This is a genomic window from Paenibacillus faecalis (genome assembly GCF_900289175.1).
Taxonomy (GTDB): Bacteria; Bacillota; Bacilli; order Paenibacillales; family Paenibacillaceae; genus Paenibacillus_AQ; species Paenibacillus_AQ faecalis.
In genome coordinates, this window is record NZ_LT985747.1 from 2,240,816 (window position 1) to 2,263,824 (window position 23,009).

The window sequence follows — 23,009 nt, forward strand, 5'->3', positions numbered from 1 at the left end:
CTATCCATATTCAAGGTTTTAAGACAACTTTAATGCAATTGTCCGTTTTCGTATCGAACACTTCATAGCCCCGCTTGGCCTCGCTGAGCGGAATGACGTGCGTAATGATGTCTCCAGGGTTCACTTTTCCGGAAGTAACCAACTCATACATATACGGCATATAGTGAATAACCGGGGCTTGTCCGGAACGGATATTCACATTTCGCTGCATGATGTCACCGAGCGGGAATCCGTTATAGCGTCCGCCGTATACCCCAGTGACTTGGATGGTCCCACCCTTGCGCACAGCCTGAGATGCAATGATAAATGCACTCATCGTGCCGCCTTGCAGTTTCAAGCCACTGGCTAGAAATTCAAGATCGCTCATCTTGCCGTCCATTCCTACCGCATCAATGACCACATCGGCGCCGCCTTTGGTCATTTCCTTGAGATTATTGCCGATGTTCTTATCTTGTTCGAAGTTTACGATCTCCACATGGTTCGTTCGCTTCGCATGCTGTAAGCGGTAATCGACATAGTCGACGGCTATGACCCGTTTTGCTCCTTTCAGCCAGCAAAACTTTTGGGCGAGAAGTCCGACCGGACCGCATCCGAGCACGATAACCGTATCTCCATTCTTTACGCCGGCGTTATCTACGCTCCAGAAAGCCGTTGTCATCGCATCGGCAATTAAGCTTAGATTTTCGTCTGGTTGTTCACAGTTTTCGGGAATCTTGAAGTGGGTAAAATTTGCGAACGGAACCCGTAAATACTCGGCTTGCCCGCCAGGGTATCCGCCGGTCGTTCCGGAGTAACCGAAATAGGCGCCCATATCTCCGTTTTCGTTTGAATTGTCACATTGACTTTCCAGTTGGTTTTTGCAAAAAAAACACTCTCCGCATGCGATGTTGAACGGGATGATCACACGGTCGCCTTTCTTTACCTTTGTCACGCCGGGGCCTACTTCTTCAACGATCCCCATGGGTTCGTGCCCGATAACATAGTTCTCCTGAAGGTTAGGGATCATCCCGTGAATCAGGTGTAGGTCGGAACCGCAAATGGCGGTACTGGTGATCTTCACGATCATATCGTCCGGTTTTTCAATCTTTGGATCCGGCACCTCTTTGACCACGACATTTTTAATCCCTTGATACGTTACCGCCTTCATGCTTTGTGTCCTCCAATATGTTCATCTGGGGTCCGATCAAACATCCCTTTACGCGATGTATCATCCGGGAACAAATTCATCTGCCCGATCATCACCGTATTTTTGGCCGAAAGCTGGTCGAGTTGGTACTGTTCGTTCAGCTCGTAAGGATGGAACCATTTTTTGCGAATCATGAGCTCCGTGATTTCTTGGTGCATTGTAATCCCCTGCTTAAGATGATTGTGCAGGAGGGCTCTTACGTCCGGTGAAGCTGTCTCCGTCAGGGCGATGGCCAAATTACGCACACCCTCCTTGGCACGAAGGAGGAAGTCCATGGCAAAAGTCATATCTGCCATTTCCGGCATATTTAATGAATTAATCGGATCTAAATAATCGGTGTTCATTTTAAATTCCCCTTAATGTGTTATAGGTGTCGGACTATTCGGAACAGGCGCTTGGAAAGGAGCGTTTGCGTAGATTGCTTGCAGCTCGGCGATCTGTTGTATGGATTGAGTTACGTCTTTCTGCATTAAAGCTTTTAACTCTTGGTCAAAGACCAGGCCTTGCATAAGTTTTGACTTAGCGAGGCAGAGCGTCTTAAAGTTTAACGCTTCATGCAGTTCCAATGATTCGTGCGGCCCTAGCGTTGGATTATTCATTCAGAGATGATCACCTCCTTTTTTATCAACGTTAGATTTTCCAACGCATCGGAACTTATACTAAAATGAAAATGTTACTTTTAACAAGAACAAACATTCCCGTTTTGAGACTTAATGGTATATGATTAACCGTTTCCAATAATCGAGTAATGAATGTATCATAAAATTAAAAAGAGCCCGTTGATTTACTGAAGAGATCCTTACCGAAAAGGGTTATGAATGGAGTAGTCCGGCGTTCAAACGCCAAGCTTGGGAGGACGAAGTTCAATTTAAGGCGGAGAAATACCTGCGTGATGATGTCATGATTTCAATTATAAAATAGAGATTAACAAAACTTACTTCTCTTATCTGCATAACGGAGACATTTATTTGTTTGATTTCGATGATTGCAATTATACGTATTTCATAAACGATATTGGGATTACATTGTGCTATGCACTTTTTTATCCGTTTAAGGAATTTGATAATAAAACGGAATATTATAGAGTGTTTTTCCGCCATTTTATAAAAGGATATCTAAAGGAAAATACAATCCAAGTAGAAGAAATAGAATATTTACAAGATTCTATTAAAATTCGTTACATATTGCTGTATGTTTATTTTCATCAAGCTAACGATGTGGCAAACTTAAATGAAGAATCGATGAACTGGTTAAAGGAGCTTCAACGAGTAGCCGCTTCGGATGACCCTATGCTACCGATTGATTTTGTTGAAGAATTTAAAAGTATTTATCATAGTATTCATCTATAAATTCCAATGATCGTGTGGTTTATCATTGCTTACCGTATCTTTTTATGGATTATTATCGTTAATAGATTGAAAACAAGGGTAAAAAATAAGCAAATCAGGGAGGCATCGCCCCAGCTAAAGCCGTTATCGGGTTCCGATAACGGCTTTTGTAAATTTTTATTTGACTACATGTAGGGTTTCCGGAATTAAAGGTGTCTTATATAGTAGCTACATAGCCGCGGTGGCCGCTAAGGTGGCTGGTGGACGGTTTAATTCCTACGATGTGGAGGAAATCACCGGGGACGTACTGGTCAAGCTGTGAACAGACGGGCCCAAAATCATGTTGCGCGGAGATAGCCTCAAGCCTTATCTGGCCATAGCCGCGCGCAATCATACTATGAATCTTTTGCGAAAAAGACAGCAGGTCATTGAATCGGAATTGGAAGATGATGCAGTTTCTTGTCCTTCTGCAGAGGCATTGGCTATTCTGCGGCAGGAGAAGGAAGCAATTAGCGGCATGGTCCAGGATATGAGGGAACCGGATCGTGAAATCTTCATCCGCAGGTACTTCTATTTAGAGAAAGTCCGAGACATTGCAAGAAGGCTGAATATGCAGGAGAAAGCCGTCACGGCCCGGATCCGCCGGGCAAAGGACAAACTGCGCATTCATTATGAAACCGAGAATCCGTAGGATTTCTATAAGGACCGTGTCTATAGGAGTGAAGCTTTGAATCGATAGCGAAAGGGGATGGATGTAAGTGAAGCGGCGAATTGTAGATATCATGGCCAATATCGACAATCAGGAACTGGAGAATCTACTCCTTACGGAGGAAGAGGAACGCGAATTGACACAACAAATCAGTATGGAACGCATCAAGAATCGAGCGATGAACCGTATTCAAGAGGAGGAAACGATGATGTTTAACAACAGGAAAGCGAAAAAATATAAAGCCAGTGTCATTATCGCTGCCGCGATGATTATGATACTTAGCACGACCGCTTTTGCGAGCCAATACATGGATAGCTTAAAGCAGTTCTTCGGTCAATCCGCATCCATCGCGGAAGACGAACGATCACCCATACAAGGGACAGATACCGCGTCTGGGGTAACCATGAATGTAGAAGAAGGCGTTTATGTCGGCAACAGCGGTTATTTGGTGGTCAGCTTCATGAAAGAGGATGGCACGCCATTCCCAGCGGGTGCATCGATACCCGGACTTGAGCTAAAAACGGAACATGATGTGAATTATATGGTGGGGCAGCAGCTTCTTGACGATAACAAAAAACTTGTCGGCGTATTTGAGATGGATGCGATGAATGACCTCGATGGGCTAAAGGCACGAATCACAGCCGACCGAATCACGTCAGTGGACAACACCCAAGTCGTTGAAGGCCCTTGGGATGTACAATTCACCATTTCTCCCGGGAAGCAGAGAGAGCAGAGTCTGAATCTGACGATCAATAAGGGTGAGGAGGCACTGTCTCTCAGCACTATTAATGTTTCTTCCATCGGTGTAGCTATCGAAGGCAACCGTACCAACGATGAGCTGGATAAACTGCCGGAGTATACGCCGGAGGTTAAGGTTATTGCCGCGGACGGATCAGAACTGACACTTCATGCAAGCTCGACAAGTACCACAAAGAACGGATTTCAGTGGCTGTATAATCTGGACAGCAAGAATAACCTCGTTTTTCTGGAGGATGTGGACATCAAAAGCATCAGCATTGACGGCAACGTGACGGAGTTGAAGTAAAACATAGATATAATAGGTGGCAGGGGCAAACATCTTAGGGCAGAAGCGACGACTTCTGCCCTTTATGCATAGAATACCTAGCAAGAATTGGAATCCTAAAGCTGGTCATGTTATAATTATATTACTTCATCAATATACTGGAATTGGAAATATAATTAAAATTCTTTACATAGGGGGTAAATAATGAACAATGATTATGATACTCCTGAAAGAACAAGAGAAAGACTAAGACAAGAAGAATTGAAAAATAATCCATTTGGTCATATGAAAGACGGAATTGATAGGGCTCAGTATGGTAGTTTAGTCGATTTAGTAGGTAATTTAGGTTGGAAAGGCACTTTAGTATTAATCATTGTTATTATTGTTGGTCTACTTCTGTGGAGATAAATGTCTGTAGATAAAATTGTGTCATTAAAAATGCACAAAAGACCACATTGTAGAATTTTGACACAAATCAGATAATATAGGTGGCATGGGGTTAGGGGACAAGAACTTGGTCGATTGCCGTAATGGACACGTTCCGATTAAGTCTCACGTATTTTCATACTTATAATAAAAAGCCAATAGTCTGTTCTAAGTGAACAAGCTGTTGGCTTTTTTACAATAGATGCGATATAAAGATGTCTATATAGATAAACTGGGTAATACAGTTATTGGATTAATTTAGTTAAAAGTTCTTAGATAATGGGAATAGATTTAATACCCGGAATAAAAGGATGGATTAGTTATGACAGGCATTAATAATACCAAAATTGATATCGAACCAACTTGGAAAAGGCTTGGTTTTCCTTCTGCGCCCGATGTAAATACATCAGGAAAAGAAATCGGTATAATAATATTGCTTTAATTAGATAATGTTTCGATAATTTCTTCTCTGTAAATATCATTGCCTGGAATCAATAATGGCGAGTCGAACCAGTCTTACGAGAAAAATGTAACAATCCGAACCGAATAACTAATAGCCATTTAAGGCACTTCCGTGTTTTTTCCTGCTGCAAGCAGGATTAGTATTTGAAGTCACTCTATCCAGAGGGGTATACTGGGTGGATTTATATTATATATGACTAGTCAAAACATCCAGAAATTAAAAAGGAAGATGGAATATATACTTTCCCAATTGGAAAAGACGGCATTCTTAAGGTATCCAACAAAGATTATGCCTATGGTACAAGTGTCGATAAGTTCTTTTATGTGGATGATGAAGGACACAGGATTAAAGAACTTGATCTTTTTGAAGAAGTTCATAGCGGAAATATTGGAAACAGCACCGGAGGGGTTTCCGTAAGTAATGGTGTAGAGCAAACTATCGAAGCTCTCCCTACTGTAGAATCCTTTTTTATTGGTGATATAAGTTTAATGAAAGACTACGAAAATATCTATCCAGAAATGGTGAAGTCGCTATTTTAGCGGCTTTTTTGTTTTATCGGTACAAGTTCTTGTCCCAAGTCAAGGACAAGAACATGGTCCTATTGCCGATTTGAAGAATGTCTAATTTTAGTGGAGTAGAGTGAGAGCAGTGTAATGTGCTGGAAGGGGAATTGTTGTACTTCTGGGGCGCTGAAGTGTGTGGTGGCTCGTAGTCCATGTTTCGACGTGGGCAAATGGTCGGGTTGTGTACTGCACGGTGAAGCCTTTAAAGTGAGAGTGGTTGAATGGTAAGCACCATTATGAGAAACTCAGAGCCGGCGATCGGACGGTTTTGCGCCGACCACGAGCGGAAGCAGCATTTCACGGCCAATATTGAGGCCTGGGTCGTGCTAGAACACAAAAAAGTAATTGTAGCTGCTATCAGGCGTTCGCCTCCTGAACGAGGTTACAAGCGCGTGTTAACGACTGGACTGAAGTAGTTGGCGGGTCCTCGTGTTACCCATCAGAGTGAGCACTGAGGAGCAAGCATTGCAGGGGTACAGCCCTGAAGCTAAAGTCGAAGATGTTAAGGTGAACAGTACCTCCATTACATCAATCTCATTCAAAGGTGAAGAGCTGTAAAAGGTTATAAGCGAGGACACGGGTGCCGGTCAAAGAGGATGGCTTCTCGGCTCTCGCTGCATTTGCTCAGGTTCGCTTTACACATAATTCTTGGAGCTACCTCACTTAAATAACGATATTTACTAATTATTATAATATAGTGGTATATTTATAATTGTAATTTAAATACTGAGAGGTTGGTGTTTTAATGTTTAAAAAAGTATCTGGAATCCTTTTATCACTTTCGTTAGTCTTTGTATTCACCTTTGCATCTCAAGCTTTAGCTGCTGATTGGGAAGATAAGACATTAGTCAAATATTACAAGGATGGTAGTTACTCACAAATGGGCTGGATATAAACTAGCGGAATTAGACTTAGTTGCATCTTCTAAGAAGGGCAACGATGTGGAATGCATTTATAAGGGAACAATTTGGGCAGAGTAATCTCTAAAAAAATAAATCGAGTAGGAGGGGGCGGCTAACCCCCGTCCTCTTACACCACCTAGCATGCGGGTCCGCACTAGGCGGTTCCAAAAGGTTAACAAAGCTCCAGATAACGAGATCGTAAACTTTTCAGCTCTTTCGCTTCCCAAAAGGAATTCGGAAGGGCGTTATTTGTGTTTCGGGACGATTCCCAAGCACCTCTACGGGAGTTGGTCATCTTAATTCCAATGGGTTTTTATTATTATTAAAACGATGATGGAAGAAATCTAAGAGGGAAAAGGGGAAGTTACGGCAAAGGGTACAAAATAATTACCTCATGTCGAGGGACAAGAACATAGTCCCATTCAAAGTCGCTATTTTAGCGGCTTTTTTGTTTTATCGGTACAAGTTCTTGTCCCGAGCCAAGGACAAGAACTTGTACCGATTGCCGTAATGGACAAGAACATGAGCCGATTACCGATTAGATAAGTATCTAACTATGTTTCCATGTAATTTCATTAAGCTAACGGGAAACGGTTGTCTGTCTTTTGTTATATATTCAAAAAATGCAGTTGACTCTCCTGTTACAGGAGAGAATATGATGTAAAAGAAGGGAGGTGAGGTTCGTACAAACGCATTATTCGATCGGTAAAGCTGCAAAAATGGCAGGTACTACCATTAAATCAGTGCGCCATTACAGTGACATCGGACTGGTACAACCTGTCTCGGTTACAGAAAGCGGCTATCGTCTATACTCTTCCAAAGAAATCTGGCAACTGAATATGATTACGACATTGCGCTCACTCGGCTTCTCATTGCCGGATATTGCTAAGCTGCAAGAGGGGGAGATATCCGTACACCAAGCTATTCAACTGCAGTTGGAAGCCGTCAGACATCAGAAAAATCTATATGAGAGGATGGAACAAACGCTGGAGAAGGCTTTGCAGATTAAAGATTCGGAAGAATCGCTCTCGTTTATGCAAAATATTGTGGACGTCATGAAGCAAAGCGCAGAGACGCGTCAAGCGCAGTTGATACAGAAGGTTCGCGGGAAGCTGGACGAGCAGGCTGTTCCTACGGACTGGTTTCAGCTTCTATTCTCGAACATCCGGCAGTCCATTGGATCGTTGGAAAACATCTCGGCCGAGCAAGCTGTCGTTTGGAACAAGCTGAAGGAACTATGGGATTCCCCCGGCTTCGCTGCGGATTTTCAGCAGCACGTAAGATCTTTTACTGGGGAGAGGCTTAACTCAAAAGTGAAAGGTGATTACTATGACCAGGCGTTAAACAGGATTTTGCTGGACGTCATGCATTGTATAGAATCGAATATCCCATACACAGCCCGGCAAATGCAAGACTTGGTTATCGCTTGTCTGCGCATATTTGCCGATATGATGCAGACGGAATATTCCGCCGATTTTGCAGCGAACATCTATCCCGTCATTCAATATTTCACTTCGCAACGGGCAAAGCAATTCTATTCGTTGTTATCAGAATTCAATCCCGCATCGAGAAAATATCAGGAGGCTTGGGATCATATCTATGACGGGTACTATTGGATGCTTGAACAGAACAAATTTGGGATCAGTAACAAAGGAGGACCAACATGCGAAAACCTAAAGTAGTATGTCCCAAGACAAATCTAGTACTAGGAGATTCCTTCTCCATAGAGATTCATGAATTAGAACCTGATCAGCAAATTCGAATTGAAGCGATGACACAAGATCACGCAGATCGCGTCTGGAGGTCATGGGCAACTTGGCAAGCCGATGTGAATGGATACGTTAATATAGCGACTCAGGAGCCTTGTGAAGGATCTTTTCAAGGTGTAGACTCTTATGGGCTTGTCTATGGAATGGAACTTTCCGAGCCATCTTACCCGCCGCATTTTTTGGATGATAGACACCAGCAAACAGTCTCTTTTTGTTTCCTTCTGAATAATCAAGTCATGCAAGAAACAGACATCACATTCGACTTCTATCAAGCGGCAACGACCCAGATAGAGGTACGAGAAACTTTTGAAGGCAAATTCTTTACCCCTTTAAATATAGAAGCTACTCTCCCGGCCGTTCTCTTACTGGGAGGATCTGCAGGAGGTTTTCACTGGTCAGAGCAAGCGGCCAGGTATCTGGCCGCTCAAGGTTATGCGGCATTGGCTGTCGCTTATTTTGATTGGGACGGATCAAATTCGCTGCCTACACAATTAGCGGACATACCGTTGGAGCCGTGTCTTGATGCTGTTAAATGGCTGGCTAATCATTCCATGGTTGACGGCAAACGCATTGGACTAATCGGGTATTCCAAAGGAGCAGAATTGGCGCTGCTTCTTGCTTCAAAATTAGAAGACGTCCCTCTGCAAGCACTGGTTGCACTATCACCCAGCTCGCACATATTTTCGGGATTTTCCATGGAGGAAGGGAGGGACGCCTCTTCATGGAGCTTCCAAGGCACGCCTGTTCCTTTCCTCCCTTATCCTGAGACGAATCAACCACTCTATGCAGCGAATCTCTATGATCTTCATTGCGAGGCTTTGAAACAAGCTTCTGAAGATACATGGAAGCAGGCCAGAATTCCTGTAGAGAACATAAGAGCACCTATTTTCGTTGCAGCAGGCGAAAAAGATACGGTCTGGCCATCAGTTCAGATGGTAGAAACCATTGCAGCCCATGTTTCCTCGAAGCAGAATTTAGAAACTGTAATTCTGCATGAAGCGGGACATGATTTTACGCTTCCGTATTTGCCGATCATAGTAAGTGACCATGGATTGGTGAAAGAAGAGATTGAAGCGGCTAGACGGAAAACGTGGGAGAGGGTTCAGGAATTTCTGAGGGATAAGGTATAGAAAAGTACGTTTATTTCCCGGCTCAGCATAGCGTGGTTCTCTCCGCATAAATTGAGCCTATAGGGATTCGCGAATGCATTAGCACGGCGAGGAGATGGCTGCGATGCAGCAGGGGAAAATGGGATATGCATCCGAGGAGAAGCTGCTCATTGTCAATGCGGATGATTATGGGATGTGCTGTTCTGCCAATGCCGTGATCGAACGATTGCTGCGGGAAGAAGCGATTTCCGCATCGGGAAGTTAGATATTGGGATTTATTTAACGTTCACGAGTGAATGACTGGATTATAAGGGGCCTATCACGCGGAATGATGTGGTCACCTCGCTTTTGGAGGGTGGATTCTACTTCCCAAGTTTGCAGTACGTTTGAACGGAATGCGGCCGAAGAAGATGTGTGGAAGGAAATATATGCGCAGATTGAGTAGGGACATTTCGCCTGATATTTCACCGCATATAATTCCGGCGGAAACCCTCCAAAATCATAAATGGTCTCATAAACTTCGTCTGTCGCGAAAATGGTAAGTACTTCGCCAGCCATGAATGCATTGGCCAGAGCAGAACTGCGAGAACGTGCGCTACAAGACCAACTCCAACGGGCAAGTGCATTGAACATTATCATCAATGCAATTAGCGTTTGGAATACAGTCTATCTCCAGTAAGCGATAGAACACCGAAAAAACATAGAAAGCTTCAGGAAGAACTACTAAACCACATTTCTCCGCTTGGATGGGAGCATATCAATTTCTTAGGTGGAATACAAATTCAATTTTAGGCAGAATACGTCTCTCAATTCATTACGACCGCTGAAACAACAGGAAGTTGAATGAACGGTTGGTCCGGCTATGCCCGGACTATTGGGCTTAGAGTAAGAAAAAACGCTAAGTCGGTCACATCCGAAGGCTTAGCGTATATTTTCGTTAAAATGTTGGCGGGACCCCTATTTAGCGAAGTTTGACCAGATTGAGCGAGGTCATATTCCTCAAACAGCTGATACGACGAGTTTTATCAGAAGGCTTATGAATTGGGCGTTCATGCTTATTTGTCGAAGCAGTCGACTTACCCGCAAATCATTGGAGCGATTCGCCAAAGCATGATGGGTCATGTGCTCGTCGCCGAGAAGGTAATCCGTCAGAACAAGCAGGATCAGTTGACCCCAACGGAACGGGAGGTGCTGGTATTGATGGCTAAGGAAAATACGAATCAGGAAATTGCCGACGTGCTTGCGATAAGCAAGCGGACGGTAGAGTATCATATCGCATCGATCATTCAGAAGCTGGGCGTGAAGACAAGGGTTGGCGCGGTGGCCAAAGGCTATGAAAACGGTTTGTTAAGCGGCGGATAGGGAGGGGCATGTACTCATTTCGGAACTTATGTTCACTGCTGCGAGGCAGGACCAACTTACGCCGACCGAACTAGAAGTACTGGCGCGAATCTCCGAGGAAAAAATGAATTAGGAAATTGCCCAAGAGCTTTCCATCAGCCAGTGGATGGTTGAGCATCATTTTACTTCTATCCATCAGAAACTCGGCGTAAAGTCTCGTGTCGGAGCCGTCGCGAGAGGGTACTAGCTTGGCATACTTGGAAGAATGTAAGTGTGTTGGGTTTGCGGCAACGAGTGAGTGGTAGGGGGGACTAATTATGGGTTTCCGAAAAAATCGAAGCGGAAGCGAACCCGAAGCAAGCCGAGCCGACGATCGAAACCGTGGTCATCTAGTGACGGAAGAGAGTGAAATGCGAGCGGAAGACGAAGTTGACTGGCCTGCCTGTGGAAACCGTCACCTATACGCTTGAGACGAAGAAGGAAGCTCCTGTTCGGAGTGCTTTGGGTCGCTGTAATCGTTGAGAACGGAAGTGCCTCAGGAGTTGAATGTGATTCCGGCGCAAGTGAGCGTGTTCGAGCATGTACGCCGGGTGCCCTGACCTTAGTTTAGGACAATGCGTATCCGTCCGTGATATAGAAATGGTTTCAAAGCAAAAGAGCGGGCTGGATCCTTCTCCCCAACCTGCTCCATATTTCATTGACTCAGTATGCATTAGCTACGTGTTCTACTCAAGCAGCTTCTCGTTTTGCTAGAGGAGACGGCTGTTTTCCTTCACCGGAATTCTAGTTCTCCTACTCATTGGAAGTGGAACCCGGCAGCGGTAAGCTTGCCGTTCCTAGGCGGTACAGCACCGCCGCCGCTTCCTTGCGCGTCATGACCTGCTTGGACCGGTAATCGACGGTGTCGTCCACGGACGGTGTCACTTCCGGACCGTAGAACCCGTTTCCGACGATATTACGCACAGCGTCCGCCGCCCAATTATCGGTTTCGCCGGTCAGCTTCGCTTCTTTAGGCGGATGGCCAAGTAGCAGCGAGAGCCGCGAAGCCATAACGGCCGCTTCCTGGCGCGTCATCGGACGGTCCGGTTCGAACAAGCCTTTTTCCGTGCCTGTGACAACCCCCATATCAAACGCCGTTGTGATTTTGCCTGCTTCCGGAAGGTCCGCGGTGTCCTTGAACGCGGATGGTCCCTTCGCAGGGGTAGCTCCCAGCCAGTTGACGAGCCAGACTGCGAATTCGGCGCGCGTGATCGGCTCGTCCGGCCGGAACGCGCCGTCCTGCCCAGCTTGAACGACGTCGAGCAAGTGCAAACCGTCAATATATTCGGCATATGGATGGTCCTTGCCGACATCAGCGAACCGCGCGGGTACAGGCAGCTTCTCCGACCACGCCGCCGGGTTCGTTTTGGAAAATAAGAACCTGATCGTCCCGTCCTTGTTCTCTTGAAACGCTACGGGACTTCCTTGCTCATCCTCAAAGAGCAGAGGATCGACCTGTTTGAGCGTATGCTTGCCCATCAAGTCTTCCAACACGAGTGTACCCTCCTGCGCCGTAATACGCGTCGTCAAGTAGCTGATCCGCAAATCCCGGTATGTGCCTTCAAACCGAGCCAACTGGCTTTTCGCAGGCTGTAAGTACGTCTTCTGCCGTTCGGTCGGATAATACCGGTCCATAAACTCCTCGAACAGGCGATTCCGTAAATCGGAGCTACTGTTGTACACGATAAAGCCGCCTACGTTCTGCTCAGGAAGCAGCCACATCCACGAGTTGAATCCGGGAATGCTGCCCCCTTTTCCAATTACGTACTGGTTATTGAATTTGTGGTGAAGAGCGAACTCGAACCCGTACGTCATCGTCGGCACCTGCGGATGAATCGCCTTATGCACGCTTTGCATGTCTTTGACGGTTTCTTCGCGGAGAATGCGCGCCTCGCCGAGCTTTCCTCCATTTAGTTGCGCAAGCATGAACTTGGCCATGTCGCTTCCCGTCGTCACCATGCTGCCCTGGGGCATATCGGTCGGGATCGTATTGTACGGCGGAATCGGTTGATTTCTTTCGTTGTACCCGGTGGCGAGACTCGATTGAATGTCCGTCGGCAAAACAAAATGGCTATCGTTCATACCGAGCGGCTTGAAAATATGGTCGTTCACATATTGGTGAAACGGCTTGCCCGACACTTGCTCGACAATGTAGCCTTGCAGCATCGAGGCGAAATTATCGTATTTGTACACCTCGCCCGGTTTGTGCACGATCGTCGGCATTGTCCTGACGATGTAATCTTTGAGCGTCGTAACGGCGGTCATGTCTCCCGTGATCATGTCGCCCGGCGGCGGGTCTACGACGTCGAAGCCGGTCGTATGCGTGAGAAGATGCTCCATCGTCAGCGGCGTGCTGGTTTTGTTTTTCAACTTGACGTCGCCCATGTACTGCTGGACGTCTTGCTTCAGATCGATTTTGCCTTGCTCGACAAGCTGCATCACCGCCGTGGCCGCAAATACTTTGGAGACGGAGGCGATGCGAAATACCGTTTTGTCCGGGTCTACCGGTTTCTTGGCCTCGACGTTGGCGTATCCGAAGCCTTTCTGCAACAGCACTTTGCCGTCCTTGACGACGACGAACAGCGCTCCTGACACCCCCAATGCCTGAATATCGGGGCGTTTGAAAAACGCGTCCGCAAACACTTCGATGTCCTTCCCGTCCAGCACGGCCGCACTTTCTAGCGGCGCCGCCTTCTCCTGAGGCGCTCCGTCTGCGAATGCCGCAGGCACGGCGGCGCAAGCGACCGTAACGGCTGCCAAAGCCGAAAGCATAGTTTTTTTCCAAACTGGTGTTGTTATCATGTACAAGTTTCTCCTTTCGTCCTCCTATCCGTTCCGGGTTTAATATGCCGACCCGGTTTGGGAGTCGTTTGCCGCGGATTCGCTGCGGATGCCGATGTCGCGGATCAGAACCATTCCTTTTTCCGTTTTGTCGAATATAAAGCTGATTTCGCTTAGCCGCTCCGGCTGAAATTTTGGGTTCGCTTTTTGGAAGTCGGCGAGCCGGAAGGTGAAGTTTTGGAATACAGGTTCTTTCGTCGGCAGCGACCAACTGAATGGCCATTTGACGATATTGCTTTCGAACATCGGCAGCAAGCTCGCGACAGAGCTTAACGGCAGCGCCGCGATGTTGCCGTTTGCGTCAACGGCCCGCACGGTCAAGTCGACGAGTGCGTCCTTTGCGTCAGCTGATTCCTTTTTATCATCCTTGTCGGCCATCGAAAACACGATTGAGCTGTTTGTCTGCGTGCCGATCCCAACGCCGCCATCCGGCAATGATACCCTGTAAGCCGGAACGCCGGGTTTCGCTTCGCGATCCCAGCCGAGACGAACGGCGCTGTATTGGACCGTCGCATATTTCATCTCGACCTTGCCTTCCTTCCACTCTGTCAGATGTTCCCCGGAAAGCCGTCCGCCAACCAACGTCGTTGTGTTCAAGTCTATATCTTCGTCAAAGCTGCTGATCACCTTCGTATGCGAGTCCATATAATCGCCGATGAACATCGTATCCGGCAGCCAATCCCGGGCATAGCCGAGGTCCTGGAATACGGCGCGGTATTCGCGTTTCCCCTTTAAAGTCGAATCGAGGAACGACGAAACAAGCACTTTGGCTGCTTGCAGCTGATCCTCCTGCGGAATGAGCTGGGCCGTGTTATACAGCCTGTTGCCGAGTCCGGCGCCGTCGTACCGCCCCCAAACCGTGTTGAATTGTCCGTGGTTCGCCCCGTATATATATACGGCCGCTTTAAAATAATCGCCGTCCGAAAAACCGATCCGGCTGTATTGGCTGGCCCCGTCGAACGAGATGACATCCATGTCGTGCGAGCCTTGCAGGGCCAAATAGTTCAAATCGTTCAGCACTGTCGGTTTCCCAGTCGGCTTGTAATACCCATCCGTGCCGGCAAGCGAAATGACGGAACGGATGCCGAAATTATAGTCGAATTTGATGTTGCCGTCTTCGGGGTAAGCCTGCAGCTTGTTGTACGCCGCCGCCACCGATATCGCTTCGCCGCCGCGTGAATGTCCGATGAGCGCGACCCGGCTCAAGTCCGCTTTGCCGTAAAACGGGTTGCCCATCGTAGCGTTCCATTTTTTCCATGCCTTCAAATGCTCAAGGATGAGCCAACCGCGCGCCGGATTTTCCTTTTCCAGCACATTGATTATAAACAAGTCATCATACGGCGACGTATTGAGGAAATTTTCGTCGATCGATACAAAAATGTATCCGCGGCTGGCCAGCAACCGGCCAAGATATTCATAACCAGGATCCGAATATTCGGTTGCGAGATGGTTGCCGTGTACGGCAACGACGATCGGAAACGAACCTGCTCCGTCGGGATACCAAACCAACCCGTTCAGCGGCATCGCTTCTGGCCCAAAGCCAAACGTATTCGTACGGAGCGACGACCATTTCGCGACAAAAGCGGATCCGTCCACCGGCTTCGTCACAAGCGAGCCTTCCGCATTAAACTGTTTGCGGTAGCTGTTTGCGCTTCCGTACGTTAACGTTTTCACTTTATACGGTCCCGGCTCTGTCGGATTTGCCATCGTTGTCTTGTAGCGTTCCACTGGCTTTAGCGCCTGCAGCCGGAACGGCTTGACCAAATCCGCGTTGCCGTTGTCCAGCAGCCAATACCCGCCGGCAACAACAAATCCGAACGTGAAAACCGCTAAAACGCTGGCCGTCACTTTCGAAAACTTCTTTGCCTCCCGGTACGCTCCGTTCATCCACCGGGCGATAAGCGCGCCTAGCAAAGAAACGGCAGCAATAACCGACAGTGTGATGATAAACATAAGCTGCATCGGGCCGATAAAGCTGATGAACAGCAGGCAGAACGAAACAAGCGCCAGCCAAACGTAACGCGAAGGCATTCGTTTTGCCCAATGCAGCAGCCCAGCGGCGATGCCGGCGATCAGGACGATTGCCAGCAGGGATATGGCGGTTCCCGTAACATAATCCAGTGCGCCGCGCGACCCGATCAGATGGTAGGCCTGAACGAGATAAATGCAACCGGCCGCGGCGACTAGCGCGATGAAAGCCCCTTTCCAGCCCGATGTGAGCGGAGCAATCCGCTTGAACGGGGCCAGAAGGCGGGCGAACCGTTTTGTGGACGGTTTCTTTGGGGTCAACTCTGTTTGTGCCATATGACAACCTCTTTTCGTCAAAAATTGTGTCTCATCAGACATTGCCCATTATAGGGTCCGTTTCTTTCCCCCGACTTTCAGTTTTCTTAAAATAACCTTACAACGCAGGAATTCGCTCGTGTGGCGCGAACAATACGAATGACGAGGAGGTGGGACGATGCGCAAAACGATTTTGCTTGTCGACGACGAACCGGATATTGTCGGTTTGCTTAAACTGTTTCTGGAAAAAGAATTTGACGTGCTCGAGGCGCACGACGGCCAAGCGGCGGTTGAGCTGTTCTCGCGGCATTCGGTTGATTTGGCTGTAATCGATATTATGATGCCGAATCTCGACGGCTTTCAACTGCTGCAGTGGATACGAAGGCACTCGAAGGTCCCGGTGATCGTCGTGTCGGCGAAAAATCAGGAGACGGACAAAATCGCCGGGCTTGGGCTTGGCGCCGACGATTTCATCACGAAGCCGTTCAGCCCGCTGGAGGTCGTGGCGCGCATTCAAGCGCAGCTGCGCAGAACGTACGAGTTTAACGACCTCGCGTCGTCGCGGATGGAACCGGGCGCTGATTCGGCCGAAACGCGGCTCGGCGATCTGACGCTGGACCACGAAGCGTGCCTCTTGTACAAACGAGGGGAGCCGATAGTGCTCAGCGCGATCGAATATAAGCTGCTCAAGCTGTTCATGAGCAAACCGGGCCGCATTTATACGAAAAAACAAATTTTCGAAAACGTTTGGTCCGACCCCTACATCGCCGACGACAATACGATTATGGTGCAAATTAGCCGGTTGCGTGATAAAATCGAGGATTCGCCGCGCGAGCCGTTTTATGTGAGAACGGTGCGGGGCCTTGGATACCGGTTTGCCAAAAAGGATGAGCTCCATGCGCCGTAAATCGAAGCTGTCCGGCATGTTGCTTCGGAACTACATCTTGTTTTCGCTGACGGTTGGCGCGAGCGTGTTTTTTCTGCTGCTTTTTTTCGTCGATCGGACGAACGATCGGCTGCCGGCGCAAGAGATGTCCTTGCTGAAAGCAAGCGAAATCATCAAGCCGAATGTGGCCAATATCCCATCGGAGGCGATTGAGGCCCTGCATGGCTGGGTGGAAATTCTCGACGAGCGGCTGATGGTGGTCGAAGTGAAGGGCACCAAGCGGGATGGCCCGGCTGCGTATACGGAACGAGAGCTTAACGCGTTATTTTACGATGTAGAAGAAAACCCGTTTTATACGTCCATCGCCCCGTTTCACACCAACGACGGACAAGATCGATACTGTTTGGTCAGGTTGCCAAAAAAAAATGTGAAAGAGGTCATCACTCTCGACGGGGGGACACCGGAAAACCAATCGATTTTCTGGGGCGTCTTGGCAGAGACGGGACTGCTGTTCCTTGTACTGTTCGGAATCAATGTTTACGTTTACAGCAGGCTGACCGCGAGCCGATTGACGAACCCGCTCGGAGAAATTGCTGATGGCATCCGCAGCATTGCAGGCGGTCGTTATTACGAAAGGCTTCGACTCGAGGCGAATTACGAGCTGGCGCAAATTCAGGAGAGCTTTAATGCGATGGCAGAAAAATTAGAAAAGATGGAAACGGAAAAACACCGGCTTGAGGAAAGCAAGCAGCGGATGCTCGTACACATTTCGCATGACTTGAAGACGCCGATTACAACGATACAAGGTTACGCCAATGCGCTGCAGCTCGGCATGATCGAGGATGAGGCGAAAAAACAGCGAACGATCAACCTGATCCATGACAAAACAAAGCTGGTGGCCGAGTTGATCGACGATGTGTTCGAGTTGTCCAAGCTAGAGAGCCCGGAATATCCGATCATCAAGAAGGCAAGTGATCTTGCCGAATTCGTGCGGGAGATGGCGGTCGAATATTACGACCTGTTCGAAGAGCGGGGATTTGTGTTTGAATGCGAAATTCCGGCGCACGACGTCCTCGTTTTGTTTAATGGGAAACTGCTGTACCGCGCCGTCTCCAACCTGCTCGCAAACGCGCTGAAATATAACTCGTCGGGGACGCAGGTACGGCTAACGCTAGAGGACGGAGACCAGGAGGTCCGTATCGAAGTGGCGGACAATGGCGTCGGCATCCCTGACCATTTACGGGACCGCGTATTCGACGCCTTCGTCCGCGGAGACGCCGCCAGGAAAAGCGACGGCGGTACGGGCCTTGGCTTGACGATCGCGATGCACATCGTGGAGAAGCACGGCGGACACCTTCGCTTGTGCTCGGAGGGGGGCTGGACACGGTTTGAGCTGACGCTGCCAAAAGCGTCCGCCGCAGACGCTGTTTATTTAAACTAATTATTATCAACTACCGAAATACAAATAATGTAGGAAAAGTTAAAATGGCAGTTACTTATTGGACAGGAAAAAATCTTACACTACGAGCGATTCAACCTGAAGATATTGTTATTTTTGATTTATTAGATGACGAAATTCTACGAAATATAGACTCGCTTCATTTTCCTCGTTCAACTGATAAAATGAGAGAATGGGTGGAAGAACAATTGGAAGAAGATGAATGCCGTTTTATTGCAGTTGATAGAGATAACAATATTGCTAGAGGGGTCCCGCCAATGGCGGGACCCCAGAAAGTACTCATGCTACTGGCTCTAAGGCGGCAAAAAAACGCTACTTAAGAGCCGGTGATAAATTCTCTACGATACCAGACCCAATCATGAAACGAAACAATTGTTGGATCAGCAGGATCATCCGGTGCAGCAATTCGTTACCATTGATTTGCCTTCGCAGGCGATGTCGAAATTCAACGTTAAGAAAAATCAGAAGCTGATAATCGACTTGCTGCTCGAACACGTTATCAGGAAATACCTACGGTATGACGAAAGCAATCGGAGAGAAGCTGAGTATATACGCTAATGGAAGATCAGCTACAAAGTTTGCATGTTTTAGAAGCGGCAATGTTCTCGAAACCACTGGAAGCGTAGTACCTTTATTCAAACAGCAACTAAAAGAGGGAAGAGATCTCAGTGTAACCGATCCTGGAATGACACGTTTCTTTATTACTTTGGAAGACGCTGTTCAAGCCTTGCTGACTTCGATGTGAAATCAGTAATACAAAGGAGTTAAATAACATTCATAACATGTGTACAAAATACGAGTTTTGTGTAACTATTATTAAAATTCAATAAAACACTTTTTTCTTCGTTAATTTACAAGGTGTATCTTTAAGAAAATAATTTCGATATTCTATGGTTTAGATTTTGAGAAACACAAAAATAATCCCATGCCAACATCGCGTTTCCTGTATAGATTTCATTTATAATCTTACATCTGTTTCCGTTGCATATTGAAGTATGAGTACAGTCAAGACAAGATGAAGTAACTTCATTACTTTTACACTCTAACTCTTCTACCTTTTTTGAGTCGATTCCATCAGATATATTTCCTATTAGATACTGTTGACTTTCAACAACCATTGAACAAGGATATATTCTTCCATCGGGCATGATAGTAAAACTTTTTGTTCCTCCATCGCAATTTAACTTTGTTTTCTTTAGTGGATTTTCAAAATTTTGAATTTTAACATTATCAAGCAAAGAAGTATCTTTTATTATGTACTCGACTTTTTCTATCTGCTTGTAAAATAAGTCAATATCACCTGCTTCCCATTCCTCATTCATATTTAACTGATAACAGATTCGTTTGAATTTTAAATTAGCAAGAAATATGATATTTTCACTGAACAAGTGAATTGTATTTTTACAAATTGTCATACGTGCAATTGCATCTTTTTTTCTTTCGAGTACTTCCCTTGTATTTTTAAATACTAACTTAAATGATCCTTGCCCTGATTTATAAAAGCGATTTAGGTTATGTGCCTCCTCTATACCATCAATACTAATTAATAACTCATTAATATTACTACAAATATAATCTATTTTGGATGAATGAAGCATTGTCGCATTCGTTGTCATTCTAAAGTAAACTTTGTCTCCAAAAGTATTTTTTAATTTATCGATGAGAAACTTTATCTTATCAAATTCCATCATTGGCTCTCCCCCGTGAATCTGAACAATGAAATTTTGATTCTTTCCTAATTGATTGTGAAGAATAAAATTAAATACTTCATCAAGTCTTTCGTATGTAATTGATGAATTACCACTTTTTTCATTTTCATAACAATAAGAGCACTGTAAATTGCAATCTAAAGTAAACCAAATTGTATACATCATCATCACACCTTTTCTATTTCGATTGGTATCTAAATCTTTTGGTATAGATAAATTGACTGATGATTAAAAGTGTAACGCCACATAAAAGATACAATATTTTTACTTTTATCCAGTGGTCCCCAATATAAGCATTAAAAATTTTATATTCCTTAGGAATTAATGAATTTACTGAAGAATTAAAAAACCAAAGAATAATAGATAAGGTCAACGCAGTCGCTACATTTTTAGTAATTGAAAATATAAATATAGTGAATGCCCCAAAAAATATAATGATGCTGTACATATTCAAAATATATAAATATAAAGAAGATTCCCTAAAAGAAATTTGAAAAGCAAAAATAAAGTACGTCAAAATAACAATCAATATAAATAAAACCAATACACCAAACCCACTTCTAAAAACTTTTCCATAAAGGGTATACTCATATTGGTTTTCAATCTCCACCACATTATGTCGTTGCCTAGAAAAAAATACATTGCTAAACAATATGATGGACGCCAAGGCCATGTAACTTTCCATAAATCCCGTTGCTTCTTTCATTGTCCCTAAATGAGTAAACAATGAAATCAATAGTAATAAACAAAAACAAAATAAATAAGTTAAATCAGCTTGAATTTTTAATTCATAATAGATTCGTTTAAAAAGCATTTGTTCTCCTCCGGATTAAAGAACTACCCGCATAAACTAGAATTATAGAAAGAATAATAAGCGCAATACTATTTATATATAAAAAATCTGGCTGCTTATTTTCCCAAAATCCATTTGCATATCTAATCAAAATGGTTGCCGGTTTGATTACCCAAACAATAGTTCCATCATCTTTAGTTACTGGAAAGTTACTATACAACAAAGCTCCAATAAGAACCGGGAAAATAACTATACTATTTCTAAACAAGGTACATATAAACAAAGACAAGCTACATATAAAGCATAAAGGTACAAGAATAATCAAACTATTCAGCCAAAAATAGAACAAGTCAGAAAAATTACTTAATCCTTTAATAATAAACAAGCAGCTATAAAATAAATTATTAATTATTATGATCAGAGTTAACGAGATCAATAAAGACAAGGCCTTCTCTATAATTGGGCTCAGAGATCCTTTAACTCTATAGCGCAAAATTTCTAGATTTTCTTTTTTGACAAAGAAAAATAAGTTTATAGGAATGTATACGATTAGGAAGAAAACCATATATAACAATAAAAATTCTTGATACTTCATTCCGAAAAAAAAGGGAAATCCTTTATCCTGAATTTTAAGAGTAGCATAGTGATTGTACTCTTCATAACCTTTATTCGCATTATGTTTATTCAAATAAAAAAAACTAAATAAATCTTGCATTCCAGTGTTCTTTCCTACTATAGTATCGATTTCAGTTATGCTCAGCGATTCTTGTTTAAGTTCATTAGTTATGCTTTGAAAGTTATCCTTTGAAATTTGATTTTTTTCCACCAACTTGGATAAATAAAATATGAGATCACTTTTAGCATAGTAGATTCGTTCTTGTTCACTTGTAAGAGGTGTATTTAGATCCTCATTATTAACGGGAATTTCATCTGAACTTTTTTCGCCGTACTTTTGATATAGACTATTATACTCATTTTCCGAAAGTTTGGGATTATAGTTTAAATATGGTGAAACTTGAATATAAGTTGCAATAGATATAATCAAGATGGCTATAAAAAAAAGATAACTTTTAAGTATTCCTTTTATCTCCAATTTTATTATGTTCAGTATCGGCATACTTGCACCCCTTCATATAAAAATAAGCATCTTCTAAGTTTGGTTGTGTTTTAGGGAAATTCAATTCATCCTTGGAGAAGAACCTAATAAATGTTTTTCCATCATGAATTGTTTTGTTAATAATTTGGGAATCATTTATCTCAGAAATTTCATTATCTTCATAATAGCTAGTTGTATAAATGTGATTCTGGGCAGCTTGGATCATTTGTTGAATGGATCCGTTATATTTAATTGTTCCTTCTTCAAGCAAGATGATATTGCCACATGTATTTTCAATATCCTCAATTAAATGAGTTGAAAGTAATACATTATGCTCTTTACCATAGTGCATTAACAATTGCCGGATATTTCTTCTTTCTTCCGTATCTAAACCGGCCGTTGGTTCATCAATAATTAATAAATCAGGTTCTTTAATCATCGCTTGTATTAAACCAACTCTTCTTTTCATTCCTCCAGATAAGTTTTTCATCTTTCTTTTCGAATATTTTTGAAGATTAGTAAGTTCCAGATATTTCAATATCTTTTGTTTAGTATTTTCTCTTGATCCATTTAGCGAATAGTAGTAGTCGATCATGTCAAAAACGGTGAAATTAGGATAAAAACCAAATTCTTGAGGCATATAACCAATTTTCCCTCTGAATTCTGCTAACGTATCTTGGGTTAGCTTTTTCCCATCGAAAGTTATAGATCCTGATGTTTCTTTAATAATTGTAGTCATAATTCTCATTAACGTGGTTTTACCAGCCCCGTTGGGGCCTAAAAGCCCAGTCACACCACTATTTAAAGATAAATTTATGTTTGATAGTACCTGGTTACCTTTTTTATAGGTTTTATTGATGTTATGTAATTCAATTTGCATTCCCATACTCCCTTTCATAATCTTTTCACATCATTAGGCTGCTGGTATCAAATTCAAACTAAATAATGTGTTTCAATTAAACTCTAAGAGAAAACGCTGTTATATGCCGTATAATGAGGTCCAGTGTAATTACAACCTTTTGTTCCTACTGAGGATTGATTTACCCATCGACCCCCAATATAACAATCACTCCAGCAACCTTG

Annotated in this window: 22 protein-coding genes and 4 pseudogenes; 16 read left to right on the forward strand and 10 right to left on the reverse strand. The window is 44.5% G+C overall.

What is annotated here, in order from left to right:
• Positions 1–10 precede the first annotated feature (10 nt).
• The 3 genes from C8268_RS10690 to C8268_RS10700 are packed head-to-tail and all read right to left on the reverse strand — an operon-like array spanning position 11 to position 1,785.
• Positions 11–1,147 carry a zinc-dependent alcohol dehydrogenase gene (locus C8268_RS10690; protein ID WP_106767644.1) on the reverse strand — a complete coding sequence of 379 codons (1,137 nt, stop codon included), beginning with the start codon at positions 1,145–1,147 and terminating at the stop codon, positions 11–13.
• On the reverse strand, positions 1,144–1,530 hold the full coding sequence (locus C8268_RS10695) for a spore coat protein (protein WP_106767645.1): 387 nt from the start codon (positions 1,528–1,530) through the stop codon (positions 1,144–1,146). The genes C8268_RS10690 and C8268_RS10695 overlap by 4 nt, the downstream gene beginning before the upstream one ends.
• A gap of 12 nt (positions 1,531–1,542) precedes the next feature.
• Entirely contained in the window at positions 1,543–1,785 is a 243-nt protein-coding gene (locus C8268_RS10700; RefSeq protein WP_106767646.1) for a spore gernimation protein GerQ, read from the reverse strand.
• A gap of 369 nt (positions 1,786–2,154) precedes the next feature.
• Between C8268_RS10700 and C8268_RS10705 the strand changes: the two genes are divergently transcribed.
• From C8268_RS10705 to C8268_RS22690, 5 genes are all read left to right on the forward strand, one after another.
• Positions 2,155–2,535 carry an aminoglycoside phosphotransferase/kinase family protein gene (locus tag C8268_RS10705; RefSeq protein ID WP_106767647.1) on the forward strand — a complete coding sequence of 127 codons (381 nt, stop codon included), beginning with the start codon at positions 2,155–2,157 and terminating at the stop codon, positions 2,533–2,535.
• A 319-nt stretch (positions 2,536–2,854) separates the two neighbouring features.
• On the forward strand, positions 2,855–3,205 hold the full coding sequence (locus tag C8268_RS10710; protein WP_234032750.1) for a sigma factor-like helix-turn-helix DNA-binding protein: 351 nt from the start codon (positions 2,855–2,857) through the stop codon (positions 3,203–3,205).
• Positions 3,206–3,272: 67 nt separating this feature from the next.
• Positions 3,273–4,268: a hypothetical protein gene (locus C8268_RS10715; protein ID WP_234032752.1), complete on the forward strand. Its 996-nt coding sequence runs from the start codon at positions 3,273–3,275 to the stop codon at positions 4,266–4,268.
• A gap of 183 nt (positions 4,269–4,451) precedes the next feature.
• Complete coding sequence (locus C8268_RS10720; RefSeq protein ID WP_106767648.1) at positions 4,452–4,655, forward strand: DUF6366 family protein; 204 nt, start codon at positions 4,452–4,454, stop codon at positions 4,653–4,655.
• Positions 4,656–5,351: 696 nt separating this feature from the next.
• Positions 5,352–5,675, forward strand: coding sequence for a DUF6843 domain-containing protein (locus C8268_RS22690; RefSeq protein ID WP_337441813.1), 324 nt, complete (start codon positions 5,352–5,354; stop codon positions 5,673–5,675).
• A gap of 1,098 nt (positions 5,676–6,773) precedes the next feature.
• Here the strand turns inward: C8268_RS22690 and C8268_RS23435 are convergent.
• Positions 6,774–6,896 (reverse strand): annotated as a pseudogene (locus C8268_RS23435) (group II intron maturase-specific domain-containing protein); the annotation flags it as partial.
• Positions 6,897–7,275: 379 nt separating this feature from the next.
• Between C8268_RS23435 and C8268_RS10740 the strand changes: the two are divergent.
• The 7 genes and pseudogenes from C8268_RS10740 (at position 7,276) to C8268_RS22700 (ending at position 11,290) form a co-directional block, all read left to right on the forward strand.
• Positions 7,276–8,283 carry a MerR family transcriptional regulator gene (locus tag C8268_RS10740; RefSeq protein WP_234032753.1) on the forward strand — a complete coding sequence of 336 codons (1,008 nt, stop codon included), beginning with the start codon at positions 7,276–7,278 and terminating at the stop codon, positions 8,281–8,283.
• On the forward strand, positions 8,265–9,500 hold the full coding sequence (locus tag C8268_RS10745; RefSeq protein ID WP_106769913.1) for an acyl-CoA thioesterase/bile acid-CoA:amino acid N-acyltransferase family protein: 1,236 nt from the start codon (positions 8,265–8,267) through the stop codon (positions 9,498–9,500). The genes C8268_RS10740 and C8268_RS10745 overlap by 19 nt, the downstream gene beginning before the upstream one ends.
• A gap of 103 nt (positions 9,501–9,603) precedes the next feature.
• Positions 9,604–9,744 (forward strand): hypothetical protein, encoded by a 141-nt coding sequence (locus tag C8268_RS22695; protein WP_158702719.1) that lies wholly within the window; start codon positions 9,604–9,606, stop codon positions 9,742–9,744.
• A 261-nt stretch (positions 9,745–10,005) separates the two neighbouring features.
• A pseudogene (locus C8268_RS10755) lies at positions 10,006–10,326 on the forward strand (Tn3 family transposase); the annotation flags it as partial.
• Between the two features lie 194 nt (positions 10,327–10,520).
• Positions 10,521–10,841, forward strand: coding sequence for a response regulator transcription factor (locus C8268_RS10760; RefSeq protein WP_106767651.1), 321 nt, complete (start codon positions 10,521–10,523; stop codon positions 10,839–10,841).
• A gap of 115 nt (positions 10,842–10,956) precedes the next feature.
• A complete protein-coding gene (locus tag C8268_RS23535) occupies positions 10,957–11,067 on the forward strand; it encodes a LuxR C-terminal-related transcriptional regulator (RefSeq protein WP_420094277.1) in 111 nt (36 codons plus the stop codon).
• Positions 11,068–11,137: 70 nt separating this feature from the next.
• A complete protein-coding gene (locus C8268_RS22700; protein ID WP_158702720.1) occupies positions 11,138–11,290 on the forward strand; it encodes a hypothetical protein in 153 nt (50 codons plus the stop codon).
• Between the two features lie 322 nt (positions 11,291–11,612).
• Here C8268_RS22700 and C8268_RS10770 read toward each other — a convergent pair whose 3' ends face one another.
• Positions 11,613–13,661, reverse strand: a complete 2,049-nt coding sequence (locus C8268_RS10770) for a serine hydrolase domain-containing protein (protein ID WP_106767653.1) — start codon at positions 13,659–13,661, stop codon at positions 11,613–11,615.
• 39 nt (positions 13,662–13,700) lie between these two features.
• Positions 13,701–16,004 carry an alpha/beta hydrolase family protein gene (locus tag C8268_RS10775; protein WP_106767654.1) on the reverse strand — a complete coding sequence of 768 codons (2,304 nt, stop codon included), beginning with the start codon at positions 16,002–16,004 and terminating at the stop codon, positions 13,701–13,703.
• 157 nt (positions 16,005–16,161) lie between these two features.
• Between C8268_RS10775 and C8268_RS10780 the strand changes: the two genes are divergently transcribed.
• From C8268_RS10780 to C8268_RS10800, 4 genes and pseudogenes are all read left to right on the forward strand, one after another.
• Positions 16,162–16,890, forward strand: coding sequence for a response regulator transcription factor (locus C8268_RS10780; RefSeq protein ID WP_106767655.1), 729 nt, complete (start codon positions 16,162–16,164; stop codon positions 16,888–16,890).
• Positions 16,880–18,310 carry a sensor histidine kinase gene (locus C8268_RS10785; RefSeq protein WP_106767656.1) on the forward strand — a complete coding sequence of 477 codons (1,431 nt, stop codon included), beginning with the start codon at positions 16,880–16,882 and terminating at the stop codon, positions 18,308–18,310. Before C8268_RS10780 ends, C8268_RS10785 begins: the two co-directional genes overlap by 11 nt.
• 44 nt (positions 18,311–18,354) lie before the next feature.
• Positions 18,355–18,567, forward strand: a pseudogene (locus C8268_RS10790) (GNAT family N-acetyltransferase); the annotation flags it as partial.
• A 266-nt stretch (positions 18,568–18,833) separates the two neighbouring features.
• Positions 18,834–19,070, forward strand: a pseudogene (locus C8268_RS10800) (polysaccharide biosynthesis protein); the annotation flags it as partial.
• A 124-nt stretch (positions 19,071–19,194) separates the two neighbouring features.
• Here the strand turns inward: C8268_RS10800 and C8268_RS10805 are convergent.
• From C8268_RS10805 to C8268_RS10820, 4 genes are read right to left on the reverse strand one after another with little or no spacing between them, the layout of a single operon-like run.
• The gene (locus C8268_RS10805; protein ID WP_158702721.1) at positions 19,195–20,199 is read right to left on the reverse strand and encodes a radical SAM/SPASM domain-containing protein; all 1,005 of its coding nucleotides are present in this window, start codon (positions 20,197–20,199) and stop codon (positions 19,195–19,197) included.
• A 16-nt stretch (positions 20,200–20,215) separates the two neighbouring features.
• Positions 20,216–20,851 carry a hypothetical protein gene (locus C8268_RS10810; RefSeq protein ID WP_106767660.1) on the reverse strand — a complete coding sequence of 212 codons (636 nt, stop codon included), beginning with the start codon at positions 20,849–20,851 and terminating at the stop codon, positions 20,216–20,218.
• Positions 20,841–21,947, reverse strand: coding sequence for a hypothetical protein (locus C8268_RS10815; protein ID WP_106767661.1), 1,107 nt, complete (start codon positions 21,945–21,947; stop codon positions 20,841–20,843). The genes C8268_RS10810 and C8268_RS10815 overlap by 11 nt, the downstream gene beginning before the upstream one ends.
• Positions 21,901–22,806 (reverse strand): ATP-binding cassette domain-containing protein, encoded by a 906-nt coding sequence (locus tag C8268_RS10820; RefSeq protein ID WP_158702722.1) that lies wholly within the window; start codon positions 22,804–22,806, stop codon positions 21,901–21,903. The genes C8268_RS10815 and C8268_RS10820 overlap by 47 nt, the downstream gene beginning before the upstream one ends.
• Between the last annotated feature and the right edge of the window lie 203 nt (positions 22,807–23,009).